Raw genomic sequence first — 18,785 nt, forward strand, 5'->3', positions numbered from 1 at the left:
TGCTAGACCTAAAGAACTAAATTTAAAGCTGGAAAATATAAATGATATAGTTATGAATGTAAAAAAAGTATTAATTAATGAAACACAATATAATAATATAAAGTTATTTACTGATTTAAGTAAAGTGCCAGATACATTAATGGACAGAGATCAAATATATCAGGTGATACTTAATATAGCACTTAATGGTATTCAATCTATGCCAGATGGTGGAACTTTAATTATGAGCACAGGATACATAAAAATTTCAAAAATAATTTATGTTGACATAAAAGACACAGGAATTGGAATATCAGCTGAAGATTATGATAAAATATTTGAACCATTTTTTACTACTAAAGATAAAGGTGTTGGATTAGGACTTCCTATTTGCTTAAGGATAGTACAAAATCATAATGGATTTATTGAAGTTGGCAAGAATGAAAAAAGTGGTACAAAATTCACTATAAAAATTCCAATATGACATATGTAAGGTAGGGGATTTTATGCTAAAAACTAGTATATTAATAGTAGATGACGAACTAAACGTTACTAAATTGTTAGAAAAAGTTTTTATTAAAGAAGGATATAACACATATATAGCTTCCTCTGGCAAGGAAGCTTTAAGCATTATAGACAGCCATTGTATAGATATAATAATTACTGATATAAAGATGCCAGGAATGACTGGCATAGAGCTTTTAAGTGAAATAAAGTCAATAGATCCTTGTATAGAGGTAATATTAATTACAGCATTTGCTACCATGGAAACTGCCATAGAGGCATTAAAAATAGGAGCCAGAGATTACATAACAAAACCTTTTAGTTTAAAAGAGGTGCTTTTGTCTGTAAAAAAAATATCTAGAGGCAGTGCAAAATTACAACAATTAGAACCAATAGACAATTACTTTTTTAGTGAAAGCAAGATCATGGAAAATGTTCTCCAACTTATAAAACAGGTAGCAGATACTAAAGCTACAATAATGATATATGGAGAAACGGGGACAGGTAAAGGGCTAGCAGCACAGGCATTGCATAATTTAAGTGGTAGAAGAGATAAACCATTTATAAAAGTAAATTGTGCGGCTATACCAGAAACTTTATTAGAAAGCGAATTATTTGGGTATGAAAAGGGTGCATTTACAGGAGCTATTATAAATAAACCAGGAAGATTTGAATTAGCTCATGGAGGAACTATATTTTTAGATGAAATAGGAGATATTACACCTCTTATGCAGGTAAAATTACTAAAAGTAATGCAGGAAAGAGAATTTGAAAGGCTAGGTGGAACAAAAACCATAAAAATAGATGTTAGAATTATAGCTGCTACTAATAAGAACTTAGAAGAGTTAGTAAGAGAAGGAGTTTTTAGGCAAGATTTATATTATAGATTGAATGTAGTACCTATGAAAATACCATCACTTAGAGAAAGAAAAGAAGATATAAATTCCTTAGTAGATTACTTTTTGCTAAAATCTTCTAATATATCTGGCAAAGGCAAAAAAGAAATTACAAAAGAAGCTTTAATGCAGCTTATTAATCATAATTGGCCAGGAAATATAAGAGAATTAGAAAATGTAATTGAAAGATGTGTGGTAATAACTACCTCGAAAGTTATAGATGTAAAAGATCTTCCAGAATACATATGGAAATCACATGAATATGAAGACGATATACAAGGTAAATTAAATGATGCAGTAGATATAGCCGAAAAGAATATTATAATTAAAACTTTAGAAGAATGTGATGGCAATAAGACCAAAACATCTCAAATATTAGGTATAAGTAGAAGATCTTTACATAGGAAAATAAGCAAATATAATATAGAAGATTAGCAAAATGGGACATTTGTGTCACACAGTGACACAAATGTCCCATTTTTAATTTGCAAGAATGTATTAATATACAATGTAAAACATAAAAAAAAATTAATATAAGTGAAAACGGGATAAATACACACGGTAAACATTTTCATAAGGTGTGGCATGAAATTTGCTATAGATAACTGAGTAGCAATAATTAAATTAAAATATTTAAGGAGGAATTTTAAAAATGGCAAACATTAACACAGGGGATACAGCATTAGTGCTTATAAGTGCAGCATTAGTATGTTTAATGACTCCAGGGTTAGCATTTTTTTACGGAGGATTGGTAAGAAAGAAAAATGTTCTAACTATTATGATGCAAAACTTTATATCAATGGGAATAGTAACATTTATATGGGTATTTGGAGGATTTAGCCTGGCATTTTCAGGAGATATTGGAGGAATTATAGGAAATTTTAAGTACTTTGTATTAAATGGGGTTGGAATGGCACCTAATTCTAGCTATGGTCCAACTATACCGTTCCTTGCTTTCTTTGTTTATCAGGAAATGTTCGCAGTAATAACGCCTGCTCTTATTACAGGAGCTTTTGCAGATAGGATTAATTTTAAAAGTTATTTAAAAATATTAGCCTTATGGAGTATGTTTGTATATGTACCAGTAACTCATTGGATATGGGGAGGGGGATTCCTTGCAAAATTAGGTGTAATAGATTTTGCTGGAGGAATTGTTGTTCATGTAACAGCGGGTATAGCAGCATTGGTTTCTGTTATATATGTAGGCAAGAGAAAAATACTTTCAGAGGAAAGTACAGCACCTCATAATATAGCGTATGTGGCTTTAGGAACAGGATTACTATGGTTTGGATGGTTTGGGTTTAATGGTGGAAGTGCTCTGTCAGCAAATGGGATTGCAGCAATAGCATTTGCAAATACAGATATAGCTGGTTCGGTAGCTATGATAATGTGGCTTTTAATATCCTGGGCACATGAAAAGAAGCCAAGTATGATTGGGGCTTTAACTGGTGCAGTAGCAGGTCTCGCAACAATAACACCTTGTGCTGGATATATAGAGCCGTGGGCAGCAGTAATAGTAGGATTGCTTTCAGCAATTGTGTGTTATATGGCAGTGCAATTAAGAGAAAAATTTGATTTAGATGATGCGCTAGATGTTTGGGGAGTACATGGTGTAGGTGGAATCCTTGGTTCAATACTTGTAGGAGTATTTGCAAGTAAATCAGTAAATGGAATCAATGGACTGATATATGGTAATGCACATCAATTCTATGTACAACTAGCAGGAGTTGGTATAGTTGCAATTTATACTTGTGTGGTCACTTTTGCAATATTTAAGATAGTAGATATATTTGACACTGTAAGAGTTGATGAAGAAATAGAAATAAACGGTCTTGACAAAGGTATACTTGGTGAAGTAGCATATGATTTTGATTTAAAATAATTAGATAAAAGCTTCTTAGGTTATTTTGACTTAAGAAGCTTTTGTTGACATCAAATTGGGAAATATATAATATAGAGATATGTTGATATTGTTTACAAGGGGGATTTAGAATGTCAAATATTAATGTTAGTTTACAGGTACTTCCTGTTGTGAAAGAGAAAGATTTATATGGTGTTGTAGATAAAGTTATAGAATATATAGATTCTTGCGGAGTAAAATATGAAGTTGGTCCTATGGAAACTACCATGGAAGGGGAAATGGATGAGCTTTTAGAAATAGTTAAAAAAGCACAGGAAATATGTGTAGAAAATGGTGCTGAAAGAGTTATGTCTATAGTAAAAATAGATTACAAAAGTGAAGGGGTCACTATAGACGAAAAAGTACATAAGTACAGGAAATAAGTATGTAATTATAAGTGGATTTTTTAAATATTTAAGAAAGTCATTATTTTTTATGCACATAAGGCATATTCAAGAAAATAACAAGTCAGTATGTTAGTATATTTTGCGTCATACTGCGTCAACAGAACCCTTTGATAGAACAACTATCAGCGGAACCTGTTTCCTTGTCCATCGCAAAATATACTAACATCTTTGAGTTGCTATTTTCTTGAATATGCCTAATTTAAGTAATATAAATAAAAATACATTGAAAAAAGTAAAATTATAAGTTAAAATCATAATGAAATAATTTATATGGTGGTGAAACCATGGAAAAGATAATTCTAATTAATGATTCTAAGTTTGAAAGTATTATTATGAAGGATATGCTTTCTAATTTAAAATATGAAGTTATTATTACAAATGAATATGGAGCTTTAGCTAAAATAAAAAACGTTAATCCAGATATAGTTATATGTAATTTGATTATGAAGGATATAACAGGAGATAAGCTTATAAAGAATATAAAAGCTATAAATAAAAATATAATTTGTATATTGTCTTCTTCTAATGAAATAAAGCTAGAAGATTATCCTAAAAAGTATATTGATGAAATTATTCATATACCTGTAAAGAAAGAAGAACTAGTAGCTATTTTAAATAAGTTTTTACATGGGAACGACAATGAAAATTCAGAAAATCCAGATAACAGTAGTGATGGATTTGCTTTTTGTCCGTATTGTGGACAAAAGCTGGATAGGATTAATAATAATTTTTTGTTTTGTCCTTTTTGTGGAAAAAAGATAAAATGACGGAATAAAATCCGTCATTATTGTTATGTTAAATTTCCCCATTCTTCATACAAACTGTCCAATTGATTTTGAGAATCTATTAATTGTTTATTTATAGATTCGCTTTTATCAGCATCAGAGTAAATTTCTTCAAGGCAAAGTTGTTTTTGAAGTTGTTCGATCAGAGCTTCCATATCAGCAATTTCATTTTCAATATTTTTAATCTTTAACCCTTTTTCTTTTTGTATTTTTTCAAGTTCTCTTTTTTTCTTTTTTTCATGCTGTAGCTCGGTTTTGCTTTTACCTATGTTTTCCTCTTCTTCTTGAAATCTTAATGGATTTTTTTTCTTTTCAACATAGTAAGTGTAATTGCCTAAGAATTCTTTTGTTCCATCTTCCACCAATTCGTATATTTTGTTTATAACTTTATTTAAGAAATATCTATCATGGGATATAACAAGTACAGTACCATCATATCCTAATATGGCTTCTTCTAAGGCTTCACGAGAAACTATATCTAAATGGTTTGTAGGTTCATCCAGCAATAAAAAATTAGATTTAGAAAGCATTAATTTTAGTAAATTAACCCTGCATTTTTCTCCACCGCTTAAAGAACCTATTTTTTTAAACACATCATCTCCTGTAAAAAGGAAAGCGGCTAATGAATTTCTAATTTCAGTTGTAGTTAATTCAGGAAAGTCATCCCAAACTTCATCTATTATTGTCTTATCGTTATCGAGATTAGATTGCTCCTGGTCATAGTAACCAATAAAAACATTTTTGCCTAATAATGAAAAGCCCGAATCTGCTTTAATAGTATTCATTATTATTTTAAATAAAGTAGTTTTACCTCTTCCATTTTCACCAATAAGAGCTGTTTTTTCACCCTTTTTTATATCTAAGAATAGATTACTAAATAAAGACTTTTCTCCAAAGCTTTTGCTTAAGTTTTCTATGTGAAGAACATCATTACCACTTTTTATTTGGGTTTCAAATTCAACATGACCTAGTTGCTTTTCTTTATCTGGTGCCTTTATTCTTTCAATTTTATCTAATGACTTTTGCCTACTTTCGGCAGCTTTTATGCTTTTTTCTCTATTAAAAGATCTGTATTTTTCTATTATGCTTTCCTGTCTTTTAATTTCAGATTGTTGCAGATTATATGCTTTTAGTTGCACTTCATAATTTTTTTGTTTTAAATCTAAGAAAGTAGTATAGTTTCCATTATAAGAATTTATATGACCATTTATAAGTTCTATAGTTTTAGAAGTTATAGCATCTAAAAAATATCTATCATGGGAAATGACCACAATGGTACCTTTATAACCTTTTAAGTATTCTTCCAGCCATTCTATAGCATCTAAATCTAGATGATTTGTAGGTTCATCTAAAAGTAAAATTTCAGGATTAATTAGTAATAGTTTACAAAGAGCAACCCTAGTTTTTTGGCCTCCACTTAAAATATTTATCGGCTTATCAAAATCATTTTCCATAAAGCCGAGTCCTTTTAAAACTCTTGATACTTCTCCTTTGTAAGTGTATCCACCTCTATTGGTATATAGTTCAGAACATAGCGTATAATCTTTAATTATTTTGTTATGATATTCTTCTTTTTTAGGGTCATAAGGTTCATTCATTAAATTTTCTAATTTTTTTAATTTGTTTTCCAAAGCTAGTAAATCTTTGAAAACTGTAAACATTTCTTCTTGAATAGTATTGCTTGAATCTAAAGATAGATGTTGTGCCAAATAGCCTACAGTTTTATTTTTATCTATAAATAATTCTCCGGAATCTTGTTCTAATTGATTTGTTAGAATTTTAAAAAGTGTGGACTTTCCAGCTCCATTTGGCCCTATAAGTCCAACTTTTTCACTTTCATTTATATTAAAAGTTACATTTTCAAGTATAACATCTATTCCGTAACTTTTATGAATATCTTTACAACTTAAAACAACCATAATCTCACCTTCCTTAATCATTAATATTTTACTATGTTAAATGAATTTTTTGTAGTCTAATTTGAAAAATTGTTATATAACGAATTATTTATTAAAATTGTTAAAGTGAAACAACAAAATTATTCTATGGGTTAAATGCCTAAGTGGTGTTTAACGAACTTGCTCAGGTAATAGGTATTTTTCATAAGCAAAGTCTATCTAAATCTAAGAATTACCTGATAAAAGTTTATGAATTTAAAAATAAACTATTGACATATTATATAAATAAATAATACTATAAAAAGTAGGATTAAAAAATGAACTAAGATTTTAATTGCGTCATTGCATAAAGTTTAGATGCAATAATAAGCAGGAATACTAGAAAATATATAATAAGAGGTGCGGTATGGATAAGAAAAAAAATATATCAATGGCTGTTATAAAAAGATTACCTAAATACCATAGATATTTAGAGCAATTGATGAAAAATGACGTTGATAGAATATCATCAAAGGAGTTAAGTGAAAAGATAGGATTTACTGCTTCACAAATAAGACAGGATTTAAACTGTTTTGGAGATTTTGGTCAGCAGGGACATGGATACAATGTAATTGAATTGTATAACCAAATAAGTAACATACTTGGACTTACAAAACCATATAAAACTGTAGTAGTAGGTGCAGGGAATATAGGTCAGGCTATATCAAATTATACTAGATTCGAAAAGGTTGGTTTTAATTTAGAAGCTATATTTGATATAAATCCTAAATTAATTGGTATAAAAATACGTGATATAGAGATAAAGGATATAGATTATTTAGAAGATTATTTAAAAGAAAATCCCATAGAAATAGGAATTATATGTGTACCAGCTAATAGTGCACAAAAAGTATGTGATATTTTAGTCAAAAATGGAGTAAAGGGAATATGGAATTTTGCACCTGTAGATTTGGTTATACCAGATAATGTAAAAATGGAAAATGTGCATTTAAGTGACAGCCTATTAACATTAACTTGTCTTTTAAATGATACTGAGTAAATTAGCTTTATATTTAGAAAAAAGACAATGACTGAAGTTTTAGCTTCAATTATTGTCTTTTTTATAGTTTAATTATTAACAAAGTTTTATGTAAACGTCTTAAAAATAATTTTAATGGTGTATGTATAATTAATTTTCTACTTAATATTAATTTAGTGGTTGTACATATGAAGATATCAATGAATTTTACCCAATATAGTAAGTACATAAAAATTAGGTATATTTAATGCATTAGTTGCAATGTATAGTGTAAATTAATGTAATGTTAGTTATTTGGTGCACAATTGTGAAATTTATATACTTAATGTGATATAATGGTATATATGAATTTATATATTTAAGAAACATTTACTAATGGGGGGAATAAAATGTATAAAATTATTGACAAGAGGGAGTTAGCTCCCAATATATTTTTAATGGATATAGAGGCACCAAGAGTTGCAAAATCAGCTAAGCCAGGACAGTTTGTAATAGTAAAAATGGATGAAAAGGGTGAAAGAATACCTCTTACTATTTGTGACTATAATGCTGAAAAAGGAACTGTAACTATAGTATTCCAAACAATTGGTGGATCGACACAAAAAATGGCTGATTATAAAGTGGGACAAGCATTTAGAGATTTTGTAGGACCTTTAGGACAACCTACAGATTTAGTAAATGAAAGTATAGAAGAATTAAAGAAGAAAAATATAATATTTGTAGCTGGAGGAGTAGGCGCTGCACCAGTATATCCTCAAGTTAAATGGTTACATGAACATGGTGTTAATGCAGATGTAATAGTTGGATGTAAATCAAAAGAATATTTGTTATTAGAAGAAGAGATGAAAAAGGTTTCAGGAAATTTATATATAGCAACTGATAATGGAACTTATGGATATAAAGGATTCGTTACAGATTTGTTAACAGAACTTATTGAAAAAAAGGGAAAAAAATATGATCGTGTAGTAGCAATAGGTCCAATGATCATGATGAAATTTATATGTAAAGTTACAAAAGGGTTTGGTATTAAAACTATAGTAAGTTTAAATCCAATAATGGTAGATGGTACAGGTATGTGTGGGGCGTGTAGGGTTACTGTTGGTGGAGAAACTAAATTTGCTTGTGTAGATGGACCAGAATTTGATGGACACTTAGTTGATTTTGCAGAAGCCATGAGAAGACAAGGATTATATAAGACACAAGAAGGAAAGGCATTGATGGATGAGCAGGAAAAGAAAGAAGGACATGTATGTCATGTAGGATTGGATGGTGATAAATAATGGATAATGAGAGGATGAAAAAGGTACCAGTAAGGGAACAAGATCCAAAGCTTAGAGCTCATAATTTTGAGGAAGTCTGTTTAGGATACAATAAGGAAGAAGCAGTAAAGGAAGCTTCAAGATGTTTACATTGTAAAAAACCTATGTGTGTATCTAAGTGTCCAGTATCTATAGATATACCAGAGTTTATAGAACATATTAAGAATGAAGAATTTGAAGAAGCTGCTAAGGTTATAGCTAAATCCAGTGCACTTCCTGCAGTTTGTGGAAGAGTATGTCCTCAAGAAAGCCAGTGTGAGGGGAAATGTGTGCTTGGAATAAAAGGTGAAGCAGTATCTATAGGAAAACTTGAAAGGTTTGTAGCAGATTTTTCAAGAGAAAACAATGTAGATTTATCAGAAAAACAGCCTAGTAATGGTAAGAAGGTTGCAGTAATAGGAAGCGGTCCTTCAGGACTTACTTGCGCAGGAGATTTAGCTAAATTAGGTTATGATGTAACTATATTTGAAGCTTTGCATGAAGCTGGCGGAGTTTTAGTTTATGGAATTCCGGAATTCAGACTTCCAAAGGAGACTGTAGTTAAACATGAAGTAGAAAACGTTAAGAAATTAGGCGTTAAGATAGAAACTAATGTAATTATAGGAAGAACTGTAACTATAGATGAACTTGTAAATGAAGAAGGTTTTGATGCTGTATTCATAGGTTCAGGTGCAGGACTACCAAAATTCATGGGAATTCCAGGAGAAAATTTAAATGGAGTATTCTCAGCAAATGAATTCTTAACAAGAAATAACTTAATGAAAGCATTTAAGGAAGATTATGATACACCTATAAAGGCAGGAAAAAAGGTTGCTGTAGTAGGTGGAGGAAATGTTGCTATGGATGCTGCAAGAACAGCATTAAGATTAGGAGCAGAAGTACACATAGTTTACAGAAGATCAGAATCAGAACTTCCAGCTAGAGCAGAGGAAGTACATCATGCAAAAGAAGAAGGTATAATTTTTGATCTTCTTACAAATCCAGTAGAAATCATAGGAGATGAAAATGGCTGGGTTAAAGGAATGAAATGTGTGAAGATGGAACTTGGAGAGCCAGATGCATCAGGAAGAAGAAGACCAGTAGAAATTGCAGGTTCAGAGTTTGTAATGGAAGTAGATACTGTAATAATGTCTCTTGGAACATCACCAAATCCATTAATATCTTCAACTACTAAAGGATTAGAAATTAACAAGAGAAAATGTATAGTAGCACAAGAAGAAACTGGTTTAACTTCAAGGGAAGGAGTATATGCTGGTGGAGATGCCGTAACAGGAGCTGCAACAGTTATACTTGCTATGGGAGCTGGAAAGAAAGCTGCTAATGCTATTCATCAATATTTAAGTGAGTAAACAATTTAACATAAATAAAACAATAAGTTTAAGTAGTAGAAATTGAGTGAATGTACTCAATTTCTACTATTTTTATCTGTAAGTTTTTTTATATGAATTTTAAAATTTTCAAGAAATTAAAAACGAGATGTATATTTTTAAAGTTATTTTATATATTTATACTGTGGCTATTTAGATATAAATGTCTATTATGAAGTATAGGTGGAATGCATAAAATTCTAGAAAAAAAGAATCATAATTACGCAGTGTAAAAGTAGTAAAAAATAAAATAATTTATAAAAAGGCTGCATTAATTTTTATTGATGCAGCTTTTCTAGATGTAGTATAATTTATTATTTAAAAAAGCCAGATTGTAAGTTATAATTAAGGAAAAAAAGAGGTGCTGAAAAATGTTAAAAAATACGGCTAGAAAATATTATTCAGAAAAGTACAATTTGAATTGTGCAGAAACTATAATATATGCTGCTAATGAAGAATACCATATGAAGCTTGATAAAAAAACATTAAAAACTATGGCTGCCTTTGGTGGTGGTATGGGAATTGAAAGTATATGCGGTGTTATAACTGGTTCGCTAGCTGTACTTGGAATACTTTTTACTAAAAAAAGTGCTCATGAAAGTGATAAAATAAAAGAGTTATCACAGGAATTTTTTCAAAAATTTGAGGATAAACTAGGTACTAATGAATGTGAAAGTTTGAAAGAAAGATATAGAAATGATGAAATTAGGTGCAGCATTATGGTTGATACAGCAGCGGATATACTGGAGCAAATTGTAAAAAGAGAAAAAAGAGAAATGAGAAAAAAGAAGTAGAGCAACATTTTTAAGAGGACAGAGGACAATTGACAGAGGACAGTGAAGGAGGATTTTTCTCCGTTACACTACCCAAAATCTTTAATTAAGTTTTCAATTACTTGTTTCACTAAAGTGAAACATTGCTGATTTATATAAGGCTAAAGTTTCTTTTGCATTAGCAAATAAGCTTTAAATTAGTTTTGTGACGTAAGGAAAAAAACTTACCTTCATTGTCCTCTGTTCTCTGTCAATTGTCCTCTAAAAATATTGATAGATTGAATAGGGGTGTAGAAATGGATTTTAGTTCTATAAAGTGTTTTGAAAATGGGGTAATAGTAAAAGATGTTAAAAATTTTGAGCTTACTCATATATTTGATTGTGGACAGTGTTTCAGGTGGCATAAACAAGAAAATGGTAACTATATAGGGGTAGTTTATGGAAGGGTAATAGAAATAGAAAAGAAAGAAAATGATGTTATAATTTACAATACTAATGAAGAAGACTTTAAGAAAATATGGATAGATTATTTTGATTTAAATAGAGACTATTCTAAAATAAAAGATGTATTAAGTAAAGATCCCATTTTAAGTACTTCAGTAAATTTTGGATATGGTATAAGATTATTAAAACAAGATCCTTTTGAAATAATAGTATCTTTTATAATATCTGCAAACAATAGAATACCTATGATAAAAAGAGAAATTGAAAATATAAGTTCTAATTGGGGAGAAAGATTAGAATACAAAGGTAATACGTATTATAGTTTTCCAACTATAGAAAAGTTAAGTTCTGTTTCAGTAGAAGAATTAGAAAACTGTGGTGTTGGATTTAGAGCAAAATATATTAAAAACACAGTTAATAATATTTATATTAAGGGTGATGTAAAAAATCAAGAGTATAATGAAGAATATGATATTAACTGGATAAAAAGTCAAGAAGCAGAAAAGTGTCATAAAGAACTTCAAAATTTTATGGGAATAGGTCCTAAAGTAGCAGATTGTATAATGCTTTTTTCTATGGAAAAGTATTCTGCTTTTCCTGTAGATGTATGGGTAAAAAGAGCAATGCAGTATTTTTATTTAGCACCAGATGTTTCTCTTAAAAAAATAAGAGATTTTGGGGTGTCTAAATTTAATGATTTAGCTGGATTTGCGCAGCAATATTTATTTTATTATGCTAGGGAAAATGGAATTAAATTTGATGGAGATTAGTTAGTAAGGTTATTTCCTTAATTGTTAATTTTATAACGTAAATCCATATATTTCACAAGGATCCATGTAAATAATTTATAGATAATTTTATTTTAAAACCTGTTACATTAAATAAAGAAATCTGTTATAATAATTAAAGACCATGAATACATAGTTTTGACATCTGTAGCAGTTTAAAAAGTATGCGATTTGATTATGTATTCATTTTAATAAATTTAACAATCTGATTAATATAAATAAAATGTAAGTAATATAAGATCTAGTATATTTAGAAGGAGAGAAAGCGAAAATGATAACTTTTGAAACCCAATTAAAAAAACTTAAGCATTTAGTATTAAAAGAAGTAGCGGTTATGACAAAAGAAAACAGACTTACAAAAAGAGAATTAGAAAAAGTTCCTATGAAAGTAATACAGGGTGATAAAGCACAATATAGATGTTGCGTATATAAAGAAAGAGCAGTAGTTTTTGAAAGAGCTCAATTAGCTGCAGGTTTTTTACCTAATGGCGATACTATAAACAATTTATCTATACCTGAAGATGATAAACAGATAATGTATGTATTACCAGCAGCTTGTGATAAATGCCCTATAGATAAATATACAGTTACAGATGCATGTAGAGGGTGTATTCAACACAAGTGTATGGAAGTATGCCCAGCAGGTGCCATAAGTAGGGTAGCAGGAAGTGCATATATAAATCAAGAACTTTGTAAAGAATGTGGAATGTGTAAGAAGTCATGTCCATATGGTGCTATAGCTGAGGTTATGAGACCATGCAAAAGAGTGTGTCCTACAGGTGCGTTAGAAATTAACTCAGAAAATAAAATGGCAATGATCGAAAAAGAAGAATGTATAAATTGTGGAGCCTGTATGGCAGCATGTCCTTTTGGTGCAATATCAGATAAAAGTTATATTACAGATGTAACTAAGTCATTGATTGATAATAAAAAGATTTATGCAGTGGTAGCTCCAGCTATAAGTGGACAGTTTGGACCTAAGGTAACAGTAGGACAAATTAAAAATGCTTTTAAGAAAATAGGATTTGAAGATATGATAGAAGCAGCATGTGGAGCAGATGCTGTAACTGTACATGAAGCCAATGAATTTGTTGAAAGAATGGGACAAGGAGATAAATATATGACAAATTCATGCTGTTCAGGATTTATGAATTATATCGAAACAAAGTTCCCAGATCAAGTTGAAAGAATTTCTGGTACAGTTTCACCTATGGTTGCTACAGCAAGAATGATAAAAAGTCTTGAAAAAGATGCTCTAGTAGTATTTGTAGGGCCATGTACAGCGAAGAAGACAGAAGTTCAAAGAGAAAGTATAAAAGATGCAGTGGATTATGTTATGACTTTTGAAGAAATAGCTGCTTTAATGGGGGCTTTTGAGATAGATCCTGAAAATTGTGAGGATACCATAGTAGAAGATGCTTCATGCTTTGGAAGAGGTTTTGCGCAGGGTGGTGGACTTACATCAGCAATACAGAATTATGTAAATGACAGGGGAATTGAGCAGGAGTTTAAACCTGTAAAAGCTAGTGGTGCAGATGAAATAAAAAGAACAATGACTATGGCAAAAGTAGGCAAGCTTCAAGGAAACTTTATAGAAGGAATGATGTGTGAAGGTGGATGCATAGGTGGCCCAGCGGCTATGGTTTCAATTATGAAATCTAAAATTCAACTTTCAAAATTTAGTGGACAATCTTCTAAGAAATCAGTACTTTCAAATGAAGAATTGAGAAAGTTTAAAAATATAAGTTTAGAAAGATAATTTAATACTCATAGAAAAAGCAGATTTAAACTTTAGTTGTGTTTAAATCTGCTTTTTTAATTGATTTACTTTTTTTAGATCAATTGATAATATATAATAAGTGTTTATTTAATTGATATAGAGAACTGAGGTGAAAATATGTTTAGAAACTTCCGTAAAAATGTTTTTGGTAAAATAAAAAAATATAAATCATATGTTATTTTAATGATAATATTTATGCTTTTAATTTATTCAGCGTATGAATATTACAATAAGTATTTTTATATGTTTAAAGATCCGGATAAAATAAAACATATAATAATGTCATATGGTAAGTATAGTATTTTAGCATTTTTTATTCTTCAGATTATTCAAGTTGTAGCATTTTTTATTCCTGGAGAAATTGTTCAAATTGCAGGTGGATACATATATGGGACCTTAGGTGGAAGTATTATATCCTTACTAGGAATAACTACTGGAAGTATGATTGTATTTGGTATTTCACATTCCTTAGGCAAGCCTTTAATAGACAAAGTAGTGTCCAATAAAGATGCAAATTTTTTTAAAAGAATTTTAAATTTAGGACATATAAATTTTATGGTTTTTTTATTATATCTAATACCAGGTATACCTAAGGATGTATTAGCGTATATATGTGGTGTTTCAAATGTGACATTTAAGAATTTCATTATATATTCTACATTAGGAAGAGTTCCAGGAATATTTATATCTGCATATTTTGGTGCTAAAATTGATTCTGGTAATAAAGCAGTATTAATTTTTATAGCTGTTATAATGACAATGTTATTTTCAATAGGAGTATTTAAAGGAGAAGCTTTAGTAAAAAAAATTATTAAGCATAGCTCCTCAAAGAATAAATAGGAAAAGTTAAGTTACTTTCTATTTTTAACATTTCTTACATAAATCAATTTTAATATTAAACTTCCTACTATTATAATTGAAATTATTAAAACAGCGCAGTGGAAAAAATATTCTTCAGGTAAAATATTGATTACAGGATCTTTTTCGGGATCAAATAGCCAATAATTATTTTTAAAAATTGCTTCGTGAAACAAATTAAAGCTTTTATTAAAGTTTATACAGCAAGGTATAATAGTAAGTGCGCATACAGATAAAAGTAAATTTGAAGCCAAGTTTAAAATAGAAAAACATTTATACTTATATATGTATAGAATACCTACAGCGCTTATTATAGTTGAAATAAGTAGTATTGAATTTAACCTTCTAAATATATTTTTAACTTCTAAGAAATGAACTTTGCCTTCTTCAGAAGATTTAAGTGTTGGTATATTAAAGGCTGCATTACTTGAGCTATCTACGTAGTTTATTAAGTAGTCATAAGTGGAGCGTATTTCTTTATTGCTTAAAGATGTATAGTTTTCTATATTTAAATGTTTTATATCAAAGTAATAGATGTATTTGAAATTCACAGCAACTTTTATAGAGAACAGCAATAGGAAAACAGATATGGAAAAAGAAAATATTATTTTAAAATATGTATTAAGTTTCATAATAAAAATCCTCCTTTAGGGTTTTTATTTAATTTCTAAGTAATTAGGTATCTTCAAAAAAATAATAAGTCCATCTACTAGTCTATTTTGAGTCATGCGGCGTCGGCAGAACCCTTAGATAGTTCAACTATCTGCGGAACCTGCCTCCTTGCCTGACACAAAATATCCTTCGCATCTGGACTTATTATTTTCTTTCAGATGCCTTTTAAAGAAATTTAATTATCAATTTATAATATGGATGAATATTCTTAGTACTTTTTTGTGTTTTTTTGAAAGTAAGCAATAATTATTGTTTTCTATTTGAATATGATCCTGTAATATTCATAATATAATAATGTATTTTTTAGAGAATTTTGTCCAAATGTTGGAATTACTTGATATTGTGTATTATAACCTCATAAATGGTAAATAACAATGATATACAATTAATTTATTTAAAATTATTTTGAATAATTAGTATATTGATGAAATCTTTAGTAAAAGGCAGAAATACGTATCTATATTGTGATTGTTTCGCTATTCTACAGTAAATAATTTAATAACTATGAAATTCAAATTTGAAAATATAAACATTATTCATTATTATAATAATTGTGTTAGCACTCAAATGAAGTGAGTACTAACAAATAAGCTAATAATTATTTTAAATAAATTAAATTAATTTAAGGAGGGGTTTAAATGAATATTAGACCACTTGGAGACAGAGTTGTTATTAAAAGAGTAGAGGCAGAAGAAACCACAAAGAGTGGAATAGTTTTACCAGGAGCAGCAAAGGAAAAGCCACAGGAAGCTGAAATTGTGTCAGTAGGACCTGGTGGATTAGTGAATGGAAAAGAAGTTAAAATGGAAGTTAAAGTTGGAGAAAGAATTTTATTTTCCAAATATGCAGGAAACGAAATTAAAATTGATGGTGTTGAGTACACTATTTTAAAACAAGATGACATATTAGCAGTAATAGAATAATTATATAGGAGGTTTTAATATGGCAAAAAGTATTTTATTTAGCGAAGACGCAAGAAGATCAATGCAGGCAGGGGTAGATAAGCTTGCTAATACTGTAAAAGTTACACTTGGACCAAAAGGAAGAAATGTTATATTAGATAAAAAATTCGGATCACCACTTATAACTAACGATGGTGTTACTATAGCAAAAGAAATAGAATTAGAAGATGCATATGAAAATATGGGAGCACAATTAGTTAAAGAAGTTGCTACAAAGACAAATGATGTAGCAGGAGATGGAACAACTACAGCAACATTGCTTGCACAAGCAATTATAAGAGAAGGATTAAAAAATGTTACAGCTGGAACTAACCCAATACTTATAAGACAGGGTATAAAAATGGCTGTTGATAAGGCTGTTGAAGAAATAAAGAAAAGTTCAAAAACAGTTAATGGAAAAGAAGATATAGCTAGAGTTGCTGCAATATCAGCTGCTGATGAAGAAATAGGTAAGCTTATAGCTGATGCTATGGAAAAGGTAGGCAACGAAGGTGTTATAACTGTTGAAGAATCAAAAACTATGGGAACTGAATTAGACGTTGTTGAAGGTATGCAGTTTGATAGAGGATATGTAAGCCCATACATGGTTACAGATACAGAAAAAATGGAAGCTAACATAGATGATGCATATATATTAATTACAGATAAGAAAATATCAAATATTCAAGATATATTACCAGTGCTTGAGCAAATAGTTCAGCAGGGTAAAAAATTATTAATCCTAGGTGAAGATGTAGAAGGAGAAGCATTAGCAACTTTAGTTGTTAATAAGCTAAGAGGAACATTTACTTGTGTAGCTGTTAAAGCTCCAGGTTTTGGTGACAGAAGAAAGGAAATGCTTCAAGATATAGCTATACTTACTGGTGGAGAAGTAATATCTGAAGAATTAGGAAGAGAATTAAAAGATACTACAGTAGAAATGCTTGGAAGAGCTGAATCAGTTAAAATCACTAAAGAAAATACTACAATAGTAAATGGAAAAGGTGATAAGACTGCTATTCACGATAGAGTATCTCAAATAAAGAAACAAATAGAAGAAACAACATCAGATTTTGATAGAGAAAAATTACAGGAAAGACTTGCAAAACTTGCTGGTGGAGTAGCTGTAATCAAAGTTGGTGCTGCAACTGAAACAGAATTAAAGGAAAGAAAATTAAGAATAGAAGATGCATTAGCAGCAACAAAAGCAGCTGTTGAAGAAGGAATCGTTGCTGGTGGTGGAACAGCATACATTAATGCAATTCCAGAAGTAGCAAAACTTACTTCAGATGTTTATGATATAAAAGTAGGTATTGATATAATAACAAAAGCTCTTGAAGAGCCAGTAAGACAAATAGCTACAAATGCTGGAGTTGAAGGTTCAGTAATAATTGAAAAAGTTAAAGCTAATGAAGCTGGAGTAGGATATGATGCTTTACATGATACTTATGTAAACATGTTAAAAGTAGGTATAGTTGATCCAACTAAGGTTACAAGATCAGCACTTCAAAATGCTGCATCAGTAGCTTCTACTTTCTTAACTACAGAGGCTGCAGTAGCTGATATTCCAGAAAAGAATAGTACACCAATGCCAGGTGGAGCACCAGGAATGGGAATGGATGGAATGTATTAATATAAATACAAAAATAATCGCTGTGAGAAATCATAGCGATTATTTTATTTTCCATAAGTTTTTTTCATCAACGTTACATAAAGAGTGTATAATTTTATCTGCTGCATCATTGTAGTTATCTTCTAAGGCGAATAGTAACTTTTTCATCTCTTCCCTTGTAGTCTTTTTATCTTCAGGGCAAAGACTTTGTATTACAGGTAAGTTTAATTCTTTAACTAGCTTTTGTATTAAAGGTTCTCTTATATATATTATTGGTCTTATTATGTTTATTTTATTATTTTCATGATATATATTAGGATGAAAGGCTCCTAACTTGCCTACTTTTAACACATTCATAAAAAGGGTTTCTATAACATCATCTGTATTATGACCCAGTGCAATTTTATTTATATTATTAGCTTTGGCAACTCTTACTAAAGCACCCTTTCTTAATTTAGAGCATAAAGAGCAGGGATTTTTTTCTTTTCTTTCTTCAAAAATAACTTCAGCAATATTAGTTTTTTCTATGATTATTGGTATTTTATTTTCTTTACAAAAGGTTACTAAAGGAGACATATCCATTCCAAGTCCCATATCTATATTAATTCCTATAAGTTCAAAATCTTTTATAGCAGTTTGCTGTATTAGTTTGAGACAGAAAAGCAAAAATATACTGTCTTTACCTCCAGAAAGTCCCACAGCTACCCTGTCTCCAGATTTAATCATACTAAACTCTTCTAGTGCTTTTCTTACTTTTTTTAAGAACATTCTGTTATATTTTCTTTCAAAGATTATCATGTGTTGGTATAACTCCTTTGTATTAGATTATGTTATTACTATATAT

Annotated in this window: 17 protein-coding genes; 14 read left to right on the plus strand and 3 right to left on the minus strand. The window is 29.7% G+C overall.

The window, feature by feature from the left end:
* The 5 genes from HBE96_RS22910 to HBE96_RS22930 form a co-directional block, all read left to right on the plus strand.
* Window positions 1-463, plus strand: a 463-nt coding sequence (locus HBE96_RS22910) for an ATP-binding protein (protein ID WP_243187042.1), incomplete at its 5' end; no start/stop codon positions are given.
* A gap of 22 nt (window positions 464-485) precedes the next feature.
* A complete protein-coding gene (locus tag HBE96_RS22915) occupies window positions 486-1,814 on the plus strand; it encodes a sigma-54-dependent transcriptional regulator (protein WP_169300016.1) in 1,329 nt (442 codons plus the stop codon).
* A 217-nt stretch (window positions 1,815-2,031) separates the two neighbouring features.
* Complete coding sequence (locus HBE96_RS22920) at window positions 2,032-3,261, plus strand: ammonium transporter (protein WP_169300017.1); 1,230 nt, start codon at window positions 2,032-2,034, stop codon at window positions 3,259-3,261.
* A gap of 110 nt (window positions 3,262-3,371) precedes the next feature.
* Window positions 3,372-3,662, plus strand: coding sequence for a thiamine-binding protein (locus tag HBE96_RS22925; RefSeq protein WP_169300018.1), 291 nt, complete (start codon window positions 3,372-3,374; stop codon window positions 3,660-3,662).
* Window positions 3,663-3,970: 308 nt separating this feature from the next.
* Window positions 3,971-4,453, plus strand: coding sequence for a response regulator (locus HBE96_RS22930; RefSeq protein WP_169300019.1), 483 nt, complete (start codon window positions 3,971-3,973; stop codon window positions 4,451-4,453).
* A gap of 23 nt (window positions 4,454-4,476) precedes the next feature.
* Here the strand turns inward: HBE96_RS22930 and HBE96_RS22935 are convergent, their stop codons facing one another.
* Window positions 4,477-6,390: an ABC-F family ATP-binding cassette domain-containing protein gene (locus HBE96_RS22935; RefSeq protein WP_169300020.1), complete on the minus strand. Its 1,914-nt coding sequence runs from the start codon at window positions 6,388-6,390 to the stop codon at window positions 4,477-4,479.
* Between the two features lie 385 nt (window positions 6,391-6,775).
* Between HBE96_RS22935 and HBE96_RS22940 the strand changes: the two genes are divergently transcribed.
* The 7 genes from HBE96_RS22940 to HBE96_RS22970 all read left to right on the plus strand — a co-directional run bounded on the left by HBE96_RS22940 (window position 6,776) and on the right by HBE96_RS22970 (window position 14,698).
* Window positions 6,776-7,408 carry a redox-sensing transcriptional repressor Rex gene (locus HBE96_RS22940; protein WP_169300021.1) on the plus strand — a complete coding sequence of 211 codons (633 nt, stop codon included), beginning with the start codon at window positions 6,776-6,778 and terminating at the stop codon, window positions 7,406-7,408.
* A gap of 368 nt (window positions 7,409-7,776) precedes the next feature.
* On the plus strand, window positions 7,777-8,667 hold the full coding sequence (locus tag HBE96_RS22945) for a sulfide/dihydroorotate dehydrogenase-like FAD/NAD-binding protein (RefSeq protein ID WP_169300022.1): 891 nt from the start codon (window positions 7,777-7,779) through the stop codon (window positions 8,665-8,667).
* Window positions 8,667-10,055 (plus strand): NADPH-dependent glutamate synthase, encoded by a 1,389-nt coding sequence (gltA, locus tag HBE96_RS22950; protein WP_169300023.1) that lies wholly within the window; start codon window positions 8,667-8,669, stop codon window positions 10,053-10,055. Before HBE96_RS22945 ends, gltA begins: the two co-directional genes overlap by 1 nt.
* 389 nt (window positions 10,056-10,444) lie before the next feature.
* Window positions 10,445-10,867 carry a C-GCAxxG-C-C family (seleno)protein gene (locus HBE96_RS22955; RefSeq protein WP_169300024.1) on the plus strand — a complete coding sequence of 141 codons (423 nt, stop codon included), beginning with the start codon at window positions 10,445-10,447 and terminating at the stop codon, window positions 10,865-10,867.
* Window positions 10,868-11,142: 275 nt separating this feature from the next.
* Entirely contained in the window at window positions 11,143-12,060 is a 918-nt protein-coding gene (locus HBE96_RS22960) for a DNA-3-methyladenine glycosylase family protein (RefSeq protein ID WP_169300025.1), read from the plus strand.
* 289 nt (window positions 12,061-12,349) lie between these two features.
* The gene (locus tag HBE96_RS22965; protein WP_169300026.1) at window positions 12,350-13,837 is read left to right on the plus strand and encodes a 4Fe-4S dicluster domain-containing protein; all 1,488 of its coding nucleotides are present in this window, start codon (window positions 12,350-12,352) and stop codon (window positions 13,835-13,837) included.
* 138 nt (window positions 13,838-13,975) lie between these two features.
* A complete protein-coding gene (locus HBE96_RS22970; RefSeq protein WP_169300027.1) occupies window positions 13,976-14,698 on the plus strand; it encodes a TVP38/TMEM64 family protein in 723 nt (240 codons plus the stop codon).
* Window positions 14,699-14,709: 11 nt separating this feature from the next.
* On the opposite strand, the gene HBE96_RS22975 is transcribed toward HBE96_RS22970, so the two are convergent.
* Window positions 14,710-15,348: a TIGR01906 family membrane protein gene (locus HBE96_RS22975; protein ID WP_169300028.1), complete on the minus strand. Its 639-nt coding sequence runs from the start codon at window positions 15,346-15,348 to the stop codon at window positions 14,710-14,712.
* Window positions 15,349-16,026: 678 nt separating this feature from the next.
* Here HBE96_RS22975 and groES point away from each other — a divergent pair.
* Window positions 16,027-16,311: a co-chaperone GroES gene (gene groES / locus HBE96_RS22980; protein WP_169300029.1), complete on the plus strand. Its 285-nt coding sequence runs from the start codon at window positions 16,027-16,029 to the stop codon at window positions 16,309-16,311.
* Between the two features lie 19 nt (window positions 16,312-16,330).
* Complete coding sequence (groL, locus tag HBE96_RS22985; protein ID WP_169300030.1) at window positions 16,331-17,962, plus strand: chaperonin GroEL; 1,632 nt, start codon at window positions 16,331-16,333, stop codon at window positions 17,960-17,962.
* Between the two features lie 39 nt (window positions 17,963-18,001).
* Here the strand turns inward: groL and HBE96_RS22990 are convergent, their stop codons facing one another.
* Window positions 18,002-18,739, minus strand: coding sequence for a tRNA 2-thiocytidine biosynthesis TtcA family protein (locus HBE96_RS22990; RefSeq protein ID WP_169300031.1), 738 nt, complete (start codon window positions 18,737-18,739; stop codon window positions 18,002-18,004).
* Window positions 18,740-18,785 lie beyond the last annotated feature (46 nt).

Source organism: Clostridium muellerianum (assembly GCF_012926525.1).
GTDB lineage: Bacteria > Bacillota > Clostridia > Clostridiales > Clostridiaceae > Clostridium_AM > Clostridium_AM muellerianum.

Excerpts from the sequence above, each read along its gene's own strand:
- groES (WP_169300029.1), top strand. The coding sequence starts at position 16,027 with ATGAATATTAGACCACTTGGAGACAGAGTTGTTATTAAAAGAGTAGAG.
- HBE96_RS22925 (WP_169300018.1), top strand. The coding sequence starts at position 3,372 with ATGTCAAATATTAATGTTAGTTTACAGGTACTTCCTGTTGTGAAAGAG.
- HBE96_RS22935 (WP_169300020.1), bottom strand. The coding sequence starts at position 6,390 with ATGGTTGTTTTAAGTTGTAAAGATATTCATAAAAGTTACGGAATAGAT.
- HBE96_RS22990 (WP_169300031.1), bottom strand. The coding sequence starts at position 18,739 with ATGATAATCTTTGAAAGAAAATATAACAGAATGTTCTTAAAAAAAGTA.
- groL (WP_169300030.1), top strand. The coding sequence starts at position 16,331 with ATGGCAAAAAGTATTTTATTTAGCGAAGACGCAAGAAGATCAATGCAG.
- HBE96_RS22940 (WP_169300021.1), top strand. The coding sequence starts at position 6,776 with ATGGATAAGAAAAAAAATATATCAATGGCTGTTATAAAAAGATTACCT.
- HBE96_RS22965 (WP_169300026.1), top strand. The coding sequence starts at position 12,350 with ATGATAACTTTTGAAACCCAATTAAAAAAACTTAAGCATTTAGTATTA.
- HBE96_RS22915 (WP_169300016.1), top strand. The coding sequence starts at position 486 with ATGCTAAAAACTAGTATATTAATAGTAGATGACGAACTAAACGTTACT.
- HBE96_RS22920 (WP_169300017.1), top strand. The coding sequence starts at position 2,032 with ATGGCAAACATTAACACAGGGGATACAGCATTAGTGCTTATAAGTGCA.
- HBE96_RS22970 (WP_169300027.1), top strand. The coding sequence starts at position 13,976 with ATGTTTAGAAACTTCCGTAAAAATGTTTTTGGTAAAATAAAAAAATAT.
- HBE96_RS22945 (WP_169300022.1), top strand. The coding sequence starts at position 7,777 with ATGTATAAAATTATTGACAAGAGGGAGTTAGCTCCCAATATATTTTTA.
- HBE96_RS22930 (WP_169300019.1), top strand. The coding sequence starts at position 3,971 with ATGGAAAAGATAATTCTAATTAATGATTCTAAGTTTGAAAGTATTATT.
- HBE96_RS22975 (WP_169300028.1), bottom strand. The coding sequence starts at position 15,348 with ATGAAACTTAATACATATTTTAAAATAATATTTTCTTTTTCCATATCT.
- HBE96_RS22960 (WP_169300025.1), top strand. The coding sequence starts at position 11,143 with ATGGATTTTAGTTCTATAAAGTGTTTTGAAAATGGGGTAATAGTAAAA.
- HBE96_RS22955 (WP_169300024.1), top strand. The coding sequence starts at position 10,445 with ATGTTAAAAAATACGGCTAGAAAATATTATTCAGAAAAGTACAATTTG.
- gltA (WP_169300023.1), top strand. The coding sequence starts at position 8,667 with ATGGATAATGAGAGGATGAAAAAGGTACCAGTAAGGGAACAAGATCCA.